The 15,456-nt window shown below is 38.8% G+C and carries 12 protein-coding genes and 1 pseudogene; 6 read left to right on the top strand and 7 right to left on the bottom strand.

From position 1 onward, the window contains the following. The first annotated feature begins 4 nt into the window (after positions 1-4). On the top strand, positions 5-442 hold the full coding sequence (locus IQ259_RS19305; RefSeq protein WP_193887618.1) for a GNAT family N-acetyltransferase: 438 nt from the start codon (positions 5-7) through the stop codon (positions 440-442). A gap of 25 nt (positions 443-467) precedes the next feature. On the opposite strand, the gene IQ259_RS19300 is transcribed toward IQ259_RS19305, so the two are convergent. Next, on the bottom strand, positions 468-2,576 hold the full coding sequence (locus IQ259_RS19300) for an ATP-binding protein (protein ID WP_193887617.1): 2,109 nt from the start codon (positions 2,574-2,576) through the stop codon (positions 468-470). Positions 2,577-3,144: 568 nt separating this feature from the next. Here IQ259_RS19300 and IQ259_RS19295 point away from each other — a divergent pair. Next, positions 3,145-4,071, top strand: coding sequence for a cobalamin-binding protein (locus IQ259_RS19295; protein ID WP_193887616.1), 927 nt, complete (start codon positions 3,145-3,147; stop codon positions 4,069-4,071). Positions 4,072-4,141: 70 nt separating this feature from the next. Here the strand turns inward: IQ259_RS19295 and IQ259_RS19290 are convergent, their stop codons facing one another. From IQ259_RS19290 to IQ259_RS19270, 5 genes are all read right to left on the bottom strand, one after another. Further along, entirely contained in the window at positions 4,142-4,441 is a 300-nt protein-coding gene (locus IQ259_RS19290) for a protealysin inhibitor emfourin (protein ID WP_193887615.1), read from the bottom strand. Between the two features lie 142 nt (positions 4,442-4,583). Further along, the gene (locus IQ259_RS19285; RefSeq protein ID WP_193887614.1) at positions 4,584-5,660 is read right to left on the bottom strand and encodes a M4 family metallopeptidase; all 1,077 of its coding nucleotides are present in this window, start codon (positions 5,658-5,660) and stop codon (positions 4,584-4,586) included. Between the two features lie 483 nt (positions 5,661-6,143). Next, positions 6,144-8,396, bottom strand: coding sequence for an O-linked N-acetylglucosamine transferase, SPINDLY family protein (locus IQ259_RS19280; RefSeq protein ID WP_193887613.1), 2,253 nt, complete (start codon positions 8,394-8,396; stop codon positions 6,144-6,146). 125 nt (positions 8,397-8,521) lie between these two features. Beyond that, positions 8,522-9,076, bottom strand: coding sequence for a type IV pilin-like G/H family protein (locus IQ259_RS19275; protein WP_193887612.1), 555 nt, complete (start codon positions 9,074-9,076; stop codon positions 8,522-8,524). Positions 9,077-9,193: 117 nt separating this feature from the next. Further along, positions 9,194-10,519, bottom strand: a complete 1,326-nt coding sequence (locus IQ259_RS19270) for a class I SAM-dependent methyltransferase (RefSeq protein ID WP_193887611.1) — start codon at positions 10,517-10,519, stop codon at positions 9,194-9,196. A 135-nt stretch (positions 10,520-10,654) separates the two neighbouring features. Between IQ259_RS19270 and trxB the strand changes: the two genes are divergently transcribed. The 4 genes from trxB (at position 10,655) to IQ259_RS19250 (ending at position 14,356) form a co-directional block, all read left to right on the top strand. Next, the gene (trxB, locus tag IQ259_RS19265) at positions 10,655-12,025 is read left to right on the top strand and encodes a thioredoxin-disulfide reductase (protein ID WP_193887610.1); all 1,371 of its coding nucleotides are present in this window, start codon (positions 10,655-10,657) and stop codon (positions 12,023-12,025) included. Between the two features lie 182 nt (positions 12,026-12,207). Beyond that, complete coding sequence (locus IQ259_RS19260; RefSeq protein WP_193887609.1) at positions 12,208-13,104, top strand: ABC transporter permease; 897 nt, start codon at positions 12,208-12,210, stop codon at positions 13,102-13,104. 82 nt (positions 13,105-13,186) lie between these two features. Further along, positions 13,187-13,387 (top strand): hypothetical protein, encoded by a 201-nt coding sequence (locus IQ259_RS19255; RefSeq protein ID WP_193887608.1) that lies wholly within the window; start codon positions 13,187-13,189, stop codon positions 13,385-13,387. 15 nt (positions 13,388-13,402) lie between these two features. Further along, the gene (locus tag IQ259_RS19250) at positions 13,403-14,356 is read left to right on the top strand and encodes an ROK family protein (protein WP_228014645.1); all 954 of its coding nucleotides are present in this window, start codon (positions 13,403-13,405) and stop codon (positions 14,354-14,356) included. Between the two features lie 21 nt (positions 14,357-14,377). On the opposite strand, the pseudogene IQ259_RS19245 reads toward IQ259_RS19250, so the two are convergent. Then, positions 14,378-15,054 (bottom strand): annotated as a pseudogene (locus tag IQ259_RS19245) (transposase). Positions 15,055-15,456 lie beyond the last annotated feature (402 nt).

The raw sequence follows: 15,456 nt of genomic DNA, 5'->3' as shown, positions 1-15,456 counted from the left end.
ATTTATGCAAAATGTAATTATTAAAATTGTTGAGTTCCCTGAAGAATTTACGGCAATTAAAGAAATTAGAATATTGGTATTTCAAAAAGAGCAAAGGATAGAAACTGTATTAGACTTTGATGGGCAAGATGAAATATGTGACCATTTGATTGCATATCTAGGCACAAAACCTATAGGTACTGTCAGAATTAGATATTTAGAAAATAAAATTGCCAAAATTGAAAGACTTGCTGTGTTATCTCAAGCAAGAGGAAATGGTATTGGTACACAAATCACACAAAAAGCATTACAATTAGTAGCAACTAAAAATATTTCTGAAGCAGTCATTCATTCCCAAGAATATGTTAAAGATTTATACCAAAGATTGAATTTTATTCAAGAGGGTGAAAGCTTTGAAGAAGCTGGCATCCGACATATAAAGATGAAAAAAATTATAGAATAAGCTTATTGCTCAATCATCGCTATTTCTAGCTTAAATGTTGCATCAAAATTGATTCTAGTTGAACTATGCGAATTGGCTTCAAAAGATAATCATATTTATCTGTTTGTATTTCAGGTAATTCTTTCAAATCATTTTCATTAATAGCCATAAGTAATACCAGAATATCTTGTAATTCGTCTTCTTGCATCAAACTTTGACGCAAACCTTGATCGCTGTCTAGCAATAACTGTGTATCTAACAAAATTAAATTTGGCTGAAAATTTATGAGTTTTTCTAAAAATTTGTCTGGGGTATTTATTAACTCAACTTCGTAGCCAATTATTTGCAGATAATCTTGCAAAAGTATACCTGTATTTTGTTCTTGTTCAGCAAGTAAAATGCGTTTTTTATTTAAGTTGCTTGGGGATGGATGTAATTTAGTTACATCTTCATCTACTGTATCTATTTCTGCTATTAAATCTACTTGGTCTGGTAGAAATAGGGTGAAACGACTCCCTTCACCTAATTTTGAGACAACGGTCACATCTCCACCATGCAACCTTGCTAATTTACGGGTTAATGCTAAACCTAAACCTGTACCTTCATATTGACGATTTAATTGACTATCTAACTGTTTAAATGGTTCAAAGAGAAACTGAAATTGATTGCTATCAATACCAATACCAGTATCTGCAACTGTAAAAGTAATTCCTTCAGGTACTTTTTTTATTTCTAAACACACCTGACCTGTTGGTGTAAATTTAATCGCATTAGTCAGCAGATTAATTAGCATTTGCTTGATGCGTCGAGTATCCCCAATACAAGTATTTACCTGTGGATCAATTTCACTGATAAGTTGTAATCCCTTTTCTTGAGCTTGATCGCATACACTCGATAGGGCATAATTACATAAATCTGCTACTGGCACAGGTGATAAATTTAATTCTTCTTTACTTGCTTCTATTTTAGATAAGTCAAGAATATCGTTAATGATTTCCAGTAAATGTTCTCCACTACTATATATATAACTGATATATTCCTGCTGTTTCTCATTCAGTGAACCAATCATTTCTTGTTGTAATAACTGCGATAAACCCATAATTGCATTCAAAGGAGTTCGCAGTTCGTGGCTCATTGTAGCTAAAAATTGACTTTTTGCTCGGTTCCCTGCTTCTGCGGCTGCTTGAGATGTACGCAATTTCAACTCTGTTTGTTTGCGCTTAGTAATATCTTCAATAATTGCCAGAAAAAACTCTGGTGTACCATTATTGCCTGGAATCATTGAAATAGAGAGGTTAGTCCAAACTAGCTGACCATTTTTGTGCCGGAAGTGTCTCTCGATTTCAATGCGATCGCGCATTCCTGATACTAGTTGTTTATAAACCTCTAAATCTCCTTTCTGATGAGAAATATAATCTGTGAAGCACTTACCACACACTTCTTCTCGACTGTATCCCAGCATTTGGCATAGCACCGGATTTATATCTACTATCTGTGCTTTCATATCTGTAAGTCCAATGCCGATTGATGAACGCTCAAAAATAGCCCGAAATTGTGCCTCACTTTTTCGCAGCGCATCTTGTGTTATGTGGCGATCGCTAATTTCTATTGCTAGTGCTACATAATCCGCGATCGCACTGGCAAAATTTTCTTCTTCTACAGTCCACTGGCGCATTTCGCCAAAGTGTTCATGACATACCACTCCTACCACACGTCCTCCCAGCCAAATTGGTGCATCCAGTAATGATGTGATGCCAAATACTTCTAAATAAGATGCTGTTAATTCTTGGGTTCGATGGTCGTTAATGGCATCATTTACTACAAGACTGCGCTCGATTGCCAAACTTTGGAAATAATTAGGATAACTTGCTTTTAATAAAGTCTGACCCGATATGTACTCTTTTTTACTTAAATCATACAAATTAATACATTCAATTGCAGAAAAGTCTTGATTGTATAACCAGACTCCAACTCGCTCAACAGAAAGTGTTTTAGCCGCCACTTCTGTAATTTCTTGTAATGTTACATTGAGATTACCTTTTTGGAATGTTTTGCTCCTTGCAAACTGCACTACGGTTTGAATTTGTTTGCGCTGCTCGTTCTCTTTGATTTGCACAATTTCTTGTTTACTATCACTAACCACTGCCAACTGCATCTGTTACTCCTATCAAGTAATTACCATGTCCTATGGATATATCGCCAAAACAGAATCGTTTTTTATAACTACAATTACTCCACGGGATTTTTCAGAACCGGATAGTATATTTTTTTTATCAAAATTTTTGCTATCAGTGCAAGACTTATCACTAAAATTACCTTCTTGTAAGCTATCTACATTTAACAACAAACCGTGTATATAACTAAGTGCTTAATTGCTGTTTGTTAAAATTTTAATGATTTGAAGAGATGAATTCCATATAACTACTATGCTATTGATAAGCTCATGTACTTTCAATTTGCACATTGTTTTAGAGAGTATTACTTATGCTTACAACCAAATAGCACAGAAGATGCAAAAACAGCATCACTCTCAAAGAAGATATCTAATCAGGTTATAGACAATCAACTGCAAAATGGTATTGATTTATGCAAATTTCAGAAATAGTCAATTTATTAAGTAAATCATGACTGTAACAACTTTCGGTACTCTCCTACAGAAAGATACCTAATTAGTTCAAGTTTGTAAAAATTGAGGTGAAAGCAACTGTTGTGGAGATGGAGCAATGACAAATAAGAGTGTAAGAATTGTTTCTTTGATACCGAGTGCAACGGAAATTTTAGCAACACTAGGGTTAGCTGATGCAATTGTCGGGCGATCGCATGAATGTGACTACCCTCCAGATATCAAACATCTTCCTGTCTGTACGGAACCCCAATTTAACACCGATATACCTAGCAGCGATATTCACGATAAGGTTAATGATTTGTTGCAATCGGCACTGAGTATCTATCACATCAAAACCGATGTTTTAGAGCAGTTACAACCTACCCACATTCTCACCCAAGACCAGTGTGATGTCTGTGCGGTTAGTTTACAAGAAGTTGAAAAAGCAGTTGCTAACTTTGTCCCGACTTCACCAAAAATTATTTCTTTACAACCTAATGTTCTTGAGGATGTTTGGGCTGATATTGAACGAGTAGCCCATATCTTTGACGTAGACTCAGTAAAAGTACTAGAAAATTTAGAAGCACGCGTAAAAATTAGTCAGCAAAGAATCCAAGGACTCTCCCTCACAGAACTGCCCACAGTTGCTTGTATCGAGTGGACAAATCCTTTAATGACAGGAGCAAACTGGATTCCCGAATTAGTTAACTTGGCGGGAGGACAATCACTATTTAGCGTTACAGGTGAACCTTCGGTTCTGTTGGAGTGGGATGCACTCATAGCCAGCAATCCAGATGTGATTATCTTTATGCCTTGCGGCTTTAATTTAATTCGCACTCGCCAAGAAGCTGAGTTATTAACTCAACGTTCAGAATGGCAAAAACTCCACGCCAGTCAAACTGGCAGAGTTTATATTACTGATGGCAATTCTTACTTCAACCGTCCGGGGCCACGACTGGTAGATTCTTTGGAAATTTTGGCAGAAATTTTGCATCCAGAAATTTTTGACTATGGTTACAAAGGTACAGGTTGGGAACCTTTGTAAAAATGCTGTTAGCGATAGCAGAGCGTTCAGCCCGTGCTGAGTGCTGAGTGAAAAGTACTAGTCCCTCTTTTTATCTTTGCTTTGCTATGTTATTTAGCCATTCAATGAGAGGTTTTAGAGTTCCTGGTAAAGCTGCTTCACTAACAGTGATTGTGTGCTGTTTACCGTTGTCTTCTATGCTTAACCTATACTGAAAGCGATCGCTTTGAGGATTAGGAGAGAGAATTTGTGTAGGTAGCTGAAATAAATCAGCAGTTTCGACTAATAATGGCAGTTCTGTAGCTTCTTTTGATGGCAGGGTGGTAGTGTCAACGGTTGTTTTCCTTGTTATCCCAGCAAAGCCGCCCGTGCGTTCAAACGTGATCCGCATTTTTTTGCTCTCCGTTATCTACAAAAACTGGGAGAAAATAACTATCTCCTCCCAGTTTAGCAACAATAAAGAAGAGGTCAGAATTCAAAATTAGTTAGTAGAAAACTACTCTACATAACAACCTCTTAAATTACGAATTAATTTAAAGTACTCCTACCTTCTGCCAAGCATTCTGTACAGCTTTTTGTTCTGGACTATCAGCACCGTAAAGCTCTCCAGCAACTTGGATAGTTATGTTAGCTGCTGTTTTAAATTGTGCTTGGTTACGCAAGCGATCGCGCAAAGCAATATACCAGATTTTCCCGGCTTTTTCCCAAGCATAGCCACCAATCTCAACTGCTGCTAAATAAAAAGCATAGTTGGGGATGCCTGAATTTATATGCACACCAGCATTATCTTCCCAACCAGTGTATTTGTTACGCATATGTCCTGGTTGTGGATCTTTGCCCAGTACAGAATCATCATATGCTGTTCCTGGTGCTTTCATCGAGCGAATACCAATACCCTTAACACCTGGTGCTAAAAGACCTTCGCCGATAATCCAGTCTGCTTGCTGTGCTGTTTGATTTTTTACCTTCTGTTTAACCAAGGAACCAAAAACATCAGAAAATGACTCATTCAAAGCTCCTGGTTCACCATAATATTGCAGACCTGCTTCATACTGAGTCACTCCATGAGCTAACTCATGCCCAATAATATCAATACATTTAGTAAAGCGTTCAAACAGTTCTCCATCGCCATCACCATAGACCATTTGATCACCATTCCAAAAGGCGTTGTCATACTTAACACCATAATGTACGGTAGAGTCTAAACGCAGACCCTTATCATCAATAGAATTTCGCTCAAATATCTCAGAAAATAAGTCATAAGTAGCGCCAGCCGCATCGTAAGCTTCATTCACCGCTTCATCAGTACTAGGAGGATCACCCTCATGTCTTACCACAGTACCGGGGAGTTGTTGTCCATTTTTAGCATCGTAAATAGTACGTCGCTTCTCACCAGGGGAGGGGGAGAAGAAAAGATTCCCCACAACATCCCGCCGTCCTCGTAACTGCGCTGAAACATTTAAAGTATGAAACGCCCAAGCACGTTGCTGAGGATTACCATTCACAACCACATTTTCCAGCATATGCGGCGGGACAATACAACAGATAGGGCATCTAGTATGTAATAAATGCTGAAATTTAGAACCAGATGATTTTTTATTACGAGCCATCTGAGATATTCTCCTTTAGAAACTGAATTGATGGCCAACTATTGGCATTAACTTTACTAGTGAAAGAATTGAGAATAATTAATACAAACAACTTAGCCAGAGTTTATTTCTGATTGAGATTTTTCATCTCAATTTTTTGGTATCGCTTTTGAGCAGAGATGATACCGAATTAGAAAAATTTTAACTTTGTCAGAACAGCCAAAATACCTGCATTAATTAGTAAACCTTCCTTTACCAAATGGATAGGTTTACATAATACTTCCTACTACAAAAAATTATGCTGTTTTTTTGCCTTTTGTTACCAACTATTTTCTAAATAATTTATTAAATTTTTTTCTCATATATTAAGTACTGAAAGTTTCTTAAAAAGATAATCATTATCTTATTCTAAACAATTAGATCCCCGACTTCTTTAAGAAGGCGGGGATCTAGACATCACAAATCTTTATAAATTAACTAGGATTGTTATCAATTAATTTTGCCCTAAGAGCTAATATTATTAGCCTCAACATACTTTTGCCACATTTGCTCGTAAGCTTTTTCCATTTCGCGGGTAAATTGCTTACCATTCCACAAAGGTGCAGTTTGCCGAGATACTTTGAGTTTTTTAGCTACTTGTTGGCGTAAATTTTCATCCTTACCTAAGCGCACGCCCCATTCTACATATTCTGCATCTGTCCAGGCAATACCTTCTGAAATACCAGCATTAACCATCATAGTGTAGCTATTACGTGCCGCAAATTGCTCACCAACTCTCGTCACTAAAGGAATACCCATCCATAAGGTTTCTAAAGTCGTTGTTGCACCATTGTAGGGATATGTATCTAAAACTATATCAGCAATACCTAAATTAGCACGATGAGCAGCTTCTGAAGCTACCCCTGGCAAAAATCGTAAACGCTCAATCTCTACTCCTTCTTCTTCAGCCAGTTGATAAAAGAAAGTTTTAATTGCTTCTTCATCAGCATCACCTTTGATTAAGAAGTAGCTATTTGGTACTTCTTTAATAATCTTCATTTGCAAACGTGCAGTATCGGGATGACGCTTAAAACCTCTTTGTCCACTGTAATAAACTATTGCATCAGTAGGTATATGCAAATCATCGCGGCGCAGGGTGGGAACACCGACTTCAAAACCATCAACGGCTATGTATGTTTGCGGTAAACGCCAGATTTTTTCACTGTAATACTCATCGGCTGATTCTGGCAATACATAAGGATCTGCAATAAAGTAATCAATAGCAGGAATTCCCGACGCATCCCATCCCAACCAAGTTACTTGCACTGGTGCAGGTTTGACAGCCATTATTCCACAAGTTAAATCTAAAGTAATACTATCCAAATCAATCAAGATATCAATTTCATCTTGAGAAATTTGCTCAGTCAAAGCTTCAGGTATAGAAGATTTATAAGAGTAAGTGAAGTGATCTAAATACCACTCATGCAAGGGATCAAAAGCAGGATCGCAACTGATAAAATAACCATTAATTTGAAAGCGATCGCGGTCATGATGCTTAATTAACCATCTCGCTAACCAACCAACAGAATGGCTTTGAAAACAATGAGATAAATAACCAATTTTTAGTGTTTTTTCACTATTTAAAATCTTTTGTTGTTGTATATATCTTTGTTGAAATTTTTCTATCGATTCCTGGGCATAATTTTCAATGTTTGCTTGACATACTTTTGATAGGCTGTTGCGGAGTTTTCTATATAATTGTGGTTTATCTTGGAAATAGGGAGTGAAGTAATCAGTATTAAATAGCCTTGATATTTGTAATGAATTTAAATTGGTAGGATTTAACTCCTTTAATTCTTCCAGCAGCAATTCATGTTTTTGCCAAGCTTCACAGGCTGCTTGCCAATTCGTACCACCAGAACTTACTAAGCCTCTAAGAATTAAATTATTAGCAAATATTTGATCTGCTAATTCAGTAGATAAAAAATATGATAACTTTGCCGTTTCTATACCTTTAGAGTATTTGCTATAAGCAAAATAAAGACCTGTGATGTAAAATAAAATCTCTCTATTATTAGGATCTAAACTTAAGCATATTTCTAAAATGCTTGCTGCTATTGCTGGTTGTTTTTGTGCATAGCCAATTTTTATAGCAGACTTAACTAAAATATGGATAAAAGTATTAGCTTGTTGCTGTTCATGTATATAGGTAACACAAGCTTTCACCAATTCTTGTGATGATAGATATAAAGGAGCGTAATTTAAAACATTATCTAAAACAGTAATTAATAATTCACACTCCACTGCTACAGGTGGCTCAGACTGAAGTATTTTGAGTATTCCGAAATCTGTTAGCTCTTCTCCTGTATAGTTTTCTTGTTTTATTTGCAGTTGAATTAAGCGTAATAAATTAGTAATATCTGTTGGGCAAAGTTCTTTTATGTGTTGACGGAGCAGCACAGCATTACCATAATCTTCTATACTTTCTTGCCTAAGTGCTTCTTGGTTGAGAACTACTTTTAACTGCTCTGTCCATTGAACAGTATCACTTTCTTCACCCTCCATCATAGCCATAAGCCAAGTTGTTTGGGCTTCGGCTTCTTGTTTTTGGAGTAGTAATAATAAACCTAAATACCAATAATAAGATTTAATATTAGGTTCAATATCGATTAGTAGTTCATAAATTTGAGTTGCCTGATAATAATTTTCTTGAACTAGATATTTATAGGCTTTTTCATTCAGTTCATCTAAATTTTGTGTTGCTAATATTGCAGACATTTAAATACTCCTTATTTAATACTAAAAAATAAAACAAAGTGAGTAGTTAAAAAATTCACTACTCACTTAATGTAAAATTCAAATACTATTAGCTGGCAGTAGCACAACAAAAAGCATTTTTGACATTAACCGCCCAGGCGTTTGTAGCCAGTAGGACAGTTAGTAGCGCTGGTTCCGTTTGGAACTGCACTTATACCAGGTAAGTTTGCTTCACACGCGATAGCAATTGTTAATGCTTCACTGGTTTGAGCGTTACCAATGATTGTACCAACAGCTCCTAAATAAGCTTTAATAGCAGGTTTACGAGCTTGCGCTTTGTGAGATACTATGCCAGCAACAGTAGCAGTGCTACCTTGAATTGCGCTAGTGTAATCGTAATTATCAGTTTGGGTTCTAATACCAATACCCAATTGAGATAAATCAGTTGAGAAAGTCTGAGCTTCTAAGAAGTAAGCTTGTTGAGCGCGGTTGATTGCACCAACGTTATTTCTAGCTTCTGACTGTTTGGCTTTGTTAACTTGACCGAGCAAAGAAGGTAGAGCGATCGCAGCCAAAACACCGATAATAATTACTACTACGAGTAATTCAATCAAGGTGAAACCTTCATCTGCTTTATTTTTGCGGTTGTTGAGGTGTTGTAAAAACTTGGCTTGGAGTTCGGGTTTAATTGCAGGTTTCATTTATAAATTCTCCTTAGGGTGAGATGTATTATTATTGACCTCTGAAATTAATTTACCCACTTGTTTTAGGTTTCATATCACCTACAGCAAAAAATTCTGAAAATGTGGCTATTAATTCTAGAAACCACGTTCTAAAAGCACGTATAGAAAGACTTCCAGTTTGCTCAAGAGATTTTGCACTTGATAACAAGCTTTCTTGTAACTTATCGGTTCTAAAGTGACGAGATTTATTGGTTTAATCAATAGCCAACGTTGTACTAGAGAGTCAAATGGTTGTCCTCCCTCCCATAGAGGTAGCAAGCAAGCAGCTAAGGTAGTATCTAAATCTAAAGGCCCCTTCAAAGGAATATTTATATAGTTCGTCATAGACCATGAACTGCCTTGAACAATGCAGTTAATCAAATCTTGTTTGATTTGTTCTGTTTTTAATTGGGGATGAAGATGTACTTTTGTACTTTGCCAGTCAGCTAATGTCCACTCGGAAGCTGGCTCAGATAATTTTCCTTGATTTGGACGACCACACCAAAAATCTAGTAAACGATGAGCAGGGTGTAATAGTTCAAATATATGTAACTGTTCCTCTACAGAAAGTTCTGGTAGGCTCATGGCTAAAAATGCAGGTAAATCATCCCGATTTTTGAATAAATCCATTAATTCCCAGTGTCGCCATTGCACCATACTGATAAATTCTAGGTTAGTAGCTTCGAGCATGGCAAACATTTGTTTAACGGTGTAACCTTTATCTCCTTGAAGTAAATGATTAATTAAGGTTAAGTTAGGCGCTTGGTCAAAAGTGTCGTCCCAGGCTTTTTGTTTGAGAATCACGTCGTCTCTCAAAGAACGCATTGTTTCCCTAACTAATTCAGTCTCGAATTCTTGAGGAGCGGTGTCTAACAATCCCATTATTTGGAAAAGTTCTTGCGCTTGGTAATAATAAAAGCGCTGCCGATAACTATGCAAATTTGTATGGATAATTCCATCAGGTTGTAAAACAGACTTCATTGCTTGCAAACCCAAAACTGGATCTGGCAGCAGATAAAGAGTTTCATCGCAGTTGATGTAGTCAAATTTCATGCCTAATTTTGGTAAATCTTCTATAGAAAGAGTATGAAATTCGGCGTTATCAAAACCGTGATATTGAAAGCGTTGACGAGCTAGATTGACAGATTCTGCTGATAAATCAATTCCAATAATTTTGGCATCGGGGTTTGCTTCTGCTAAGGCTAATGATGTGTAACCAGAGCCACAACCAGCATCTAAAATAACTTTATCTTTAGTATTTATAAGTTCTTGGTTTCTTAAATAGAAAGGTGTGACAAAATTATAAACATAAAGCAAATTCAGCTTGTCTTTAGGAGTTTCTTCTAAAGAATTATTAGGATATGGAGTCGCTTCAAACTGCTGACGAATTTTTTCTTTTAAGTCTGATGTTGGGTTATTCATCGGTAAATTGCTCCTGTTGCAGTAGCGCGACCAAGAAGAATCGGCTTAAGTTTGAGTATTCCCATTTCTGTGCCTTCTCTCTCACGCTATGGTTATGTTATATTAAGCGTAGTCGTTACGAGTTTGCATAAAAATATGTCTAACCCGACTGTAGAAAACGTAGTAATTATCGGTTCTGGGCCAGCTGGGTATACGGCTGCTATTTATGCGGGACGCGCCAACCTGAAACCTGTGATTTTTGAAGGTTTCCAAGCAGGGGGTTTACCCGGTGGACAATTAATGACGACGACGGAAGTAGAGAATTTTCCTGGGTTTCCGCAAGGGATTACAGGGCCAGAACTGATGGATCGGATGAAGGAGCAGGCCGATCGCTGGGGGGCTGAGTTATATACTGAGGATGTGATATCTGTTGATTTGAGCCAGCGTCCATTTACTGTGCGCTCTGAAGAAAGAGAAGTTAAAACCCACACCTTGATTATTGCCACTGGTGCAACAGCAAGGCGTTTGGGTTTACCCAGCGAATATGAGTTTTGGAGTCGTGGTATTTCTGCTTGTGCAATTTGTGATGGTGCGACACCAATTTTCCACGGTGCAGAACTAGCTGTGATTGGTGCTGGCGACTCAGCAGCAGAAGAGTCAATTTACCTGACTAAATATGGTTCCAAGGTGAATCTGTTGGTGCGGTCTGATAAGATGCGGGCTTCTAAAGCTATGCAAGACAGAGTTTTGAGTAACCCCAAAATCCAAGTGCATTGGAACACGGAAGTTGTGGATGTGTTTGGTAATAGTCACATGGACGGGGTAAAAGTTCGCAATAACCAAACGAATGCAGAAAGCGAAATCCATGCCAAGGGTTTATTTTACGCCATTGGTCACACGCCCAATACATCTTTATTTAAAGGACAACTAGAACTGGATGAGGTGGGTTACGTTGTCACTAAAGACGGTTCTGTAGAAACCAGTATAGAAGGCGTTTATGCGGCTGGTGACGTGCAAGATCATGAATATCGCCAAGCAATTACGGCTGCGGGTACTGGCTGTATGGCGGCGTTGTTAGCAGAACGCTGGTTATCTTCTAATGGTTTGATTCAAGAATTCCATCAACAGCCAATGATTAACAATGAGCTAGAAACTCAGCCAGCACAAAAGAAAACTGAAGCGGAGGAAGCAGCAGGATTTGATTTAAATGCAACTCGCCATGAAGGCGGTTATGCTTTACGCAAATTATTCCATGACAGCGATCGCCTACTCATCGTCAAATATGTCGCTCCTGGTTGCGGCCCTTGTCATACTCTCAAACCCATACTAAATAAAGTAGTGGATGAATTCGATAGCAAAATCCACTTTGTAGAAATTGACATCGATAAAGACCGCGACATTGCTGAAAACGCTGGAGTAACTGGTACACCAACCGTACAGTTTTTTAAAGACAAAGAATTGTTGAAGGAAATTAAAGGCGTGAAGCAAAAGAGCGAGTATCGCCTGTTGATTGAAAGCAATCTTTAAAAGTATGAAGGCTGAAGTATGAAATTTAAGATTTTATCCTTCATACTTCCTGGACTTATGATAAATGACCAGAAGGCGAACCACAGAGGACGCAGAGAACACTGAGAAAAACTTCCTTTCATACTTCACACTTCATACTTCTATAATGGTCAGCGTATCTTGCTTAATGCAGGCGATCGCTCATGACCATCACTAAACGTCAGCTACCAACATTTCTACGTTTTGCCAAAAATCCCAATCTTTCCCAGAAGTTAATGATCATCGGGTTAGCCATCACCCTGTTTTTTATCTTTTTGGCATTTTTTGCCCCTGTATTGCAGGCTTGGGGATGGCTACAAAACCCCAAAGATTTCCTCTCGAACCCAATTCAAGAAGCACCATCCGCCAAGCACTGGTTTGGTACTAGTCGCTTGGGTCATGATGTATTCTCTCGCACTTTGTTTGGCGCTCAAGCGGCTTTGCAAGTGGTGATTTTAGCCACAGCGTTGAGTATGATTGTTGGCGTGCCTCTGGGGATGGTAAGCGGCTATCTTGGCGGTAGATTAGATAAGCTTTTGCTGTTTTTGATGGATAGCATTTACACCTTACCAGGACTGCTGCTTTCCGTGACGTTGGCGTTTGTTGTGGGGCGAGGTATCTTCAATGCTGCGATCGCTATTAGTATTGCTTATATCCCTCAGTATTATCGCGTTGTTCGCAACCACACCGTGAGTGTGAAAACGGAGGTATTCATCGAAGCAGCCCAAGCAATGGGCGCTTCTACCTGGATTGTGTTATCTCGATATTTATTTTTCAACGTCATTCAAAGCGTACCTGTATTATTTACCCTGAACGCCGCTGATGCCATTTTAGTATTGGGCGGTTTAGGTTTTTTAGGGCTGGGACTGCCTGAAGAAGTGCCAGAATGGGGATATGACCTAAAACAGGCTTTAGAAGCACTACCCACAGGTGTTTGGTGGACTACCTTATTTCCTGGTTTAGCTATGACATTTATGGTGGTAGGGTTATCCCTACTTGGTGAAGGGCTAAATGAATTTGTCAATCCCCGATTACGGGGAGAAAATGGGATTCGGAAATAGTCACTTAACAGTGAACAGTTATCAGTAAACAAACTGGTAACTGTTCACTGCTGACTGATAACTGATAACTGGAGAAATTAGTGTGAAAGATAACCTTTCTTTAATTGCAGCCGCTACTGGCGGTTTCATGCTCTCTATTGCTCTGGCTGGAATCTTACGGGGTACACCAGTCACAAATTTGTCGAGGCAATCAGGTGTTAATTATTACCCAGCCACTAATTTGCAAGTTGCTTCTGTGCGTTCTGAAGAATCAACTGATTACATCTTAAATAAACACAAGTAAAAATATTTCTGTTGAATGTATATCAGGAGTGATACATTTCTGTATCGCACCTTAGATGTAGGATTTGCAATTGTGGTGAAGCAGGAAGTAATTGGTATTGATGTCGGGGGAACAGCAATTAAGTTGGGGCGGTTCAGCTTGGATGGTACTTGCTTACAATCTTTAACCGTGGAAACTCCCCAACCAGCAACACCAGAGGCTGTTTTAGCTGTGATGGTAGATGCGATCGCGCAAGTTGACCCAGATAATCAAACTATAGCCATTGGTGTGGGTACTCCTGGCCCTGCTGATGCTACAGGACGCATCGCCCAAATCGCCATTAATTTACCACAATGGCACAATATACCTTTAGCTGACTGGTTAGAAGCCAAAACAGGTAAACCCACTGTGATTGCTAATGATGCAAACTGTGCGGGAGTTGCAGAAGCTTGGTTGGGAGCCGGTCGTTACTTGCAAAATTTCATCCTGTTAACCTTGGGAACAGGGGTTGGTGGTGCAATTATTCTGGATGGCAAATTGTTTGCGGGACATCGCGGCGCAGGTGGAGAATTAGGTTTAATCACCTTCAACCCAAACGGCCCAGTGTGTAACAGTGGTAATCATGGTTCTTTAGAACAGTATGCTTCGGTGATGGCAATTCGTCGCCGCACCGGCAAAGAACCTGCTGAACTGGGCGCTCTTGCTCAGGCGGGAGATAGTTACGCTCTAACCTTTTGGCAAGAATATGGTAGAGATTTAGGTATCGGTTTAGCTAGTTTAATTTATGTTTTGACACCAGAAGCGATCGTAATTGGTGGCGGTGTCAGCGCTAGTTTTAAATTTTTCTTACCAACAGCCAAAGCAGAAATTGAGCGGCGAGTTATGCTTACTTCGCGCTTTGGTTTACAAATTTTGCCAGCTGAATTAGGCAATTCTGCGGGAATGGTGGGTGCTGCAAAGTTAGCATGGCAATATTATGCAAAAATTTAGATTAACGTGAGTTCGATGGAACTAAAACATGGTAGGAGGTAGTGCAGGTAAGTCTTTTGGGTAAATATCAATCGAAGGTTTTTTAGGCAAATAGGTATAAGCAGCTAAACCAGCCATCAAATTAACCAAAAAGTTAAATGGGCTACGATGACGAGAGTGTTCGATTTGACAGATATTTTTCAGATGATCATTGACCGATTCAATGACAGCGCGTTTGCGTAACAGAATCTTATCAATCAGCTTTACCAATTAAATCCAAAGTGCCAGCCCACAGAATTTTTGCCCCATTTGACTAACCTTTTAAATACCTTATGAGAATGCGCTCGACAGTTGTGACAAACATTAATTGGTGTGGAATCGATAAAGCTAATCCCAGTAATTTCTCCTCTACGTGTATGTAAACAGCAACATAACAACATTAAGCACCAGGGCATCAATTCCACAAACCGAGTGTAGCTGACTAAATTGGGAAATGCTTTATGCCAACTAGTCAGCACATCCAGAGTATAAAATTCCTTGAAGGTCTTATATCCACTGCCATGAAATGCGATAACTATTGTCATTACTTCTGATAAGTGCATCCGGGAAGTGCTACGCCGTTCTCCTGTTGTCGATGGCAGTTGTGGTACTTGTGAAGAGAGATTTTCCCATGAGGCGCAGAAATCATCTACGTCACAGAAAATTTGGGTGATGTCCAGGCGAGATACAATGGTAGACATAGCCGAGAACCTCGTTTTTATTAGATATTCTTAGTCTCGGCGTTTTTTTATGCCTTTTTTACCTATCCCCATAAATCTTAGTCATTATTTGACATACCCAATTTCTCAAACTACTCCCTAGCAACCTTTTTGGGCTGTCTTGTCCGTCGAACTCACGTTAGATTATGGTTCCAACAATTCCTTAAGGTGTGAATGCTGCCTAATTGTGTCCGAAGCATTGAGCAACACCAAAGCAAAAAGCCTCTTTCGTAAAATTACGAAAGAGGCTTTTTGAAAATAGAGACCTGGCATCGAGCTATTGTGGCAGGAGGCGACCCTCCAACTATCGTAGCCGCAGCAGCGTTTCACATCTGAGTTCGGGAAGGGGTCAGAGTGGTTCCA

Source organism: Fortiea sp. LEGE XX443 (assembly GCF_015206815.1).
Classification (GTDB): Bacteria; Cyanobacteriota; Cyanobacteriia; order Cyanobacteriales; family Nostocaceae; genus Nostoc_B.
The sequence above is the reverse complement of the archived record's forward strand: the minus strand, read 5'-3'. Positions and strand labels throughout refer to the sequence as shown.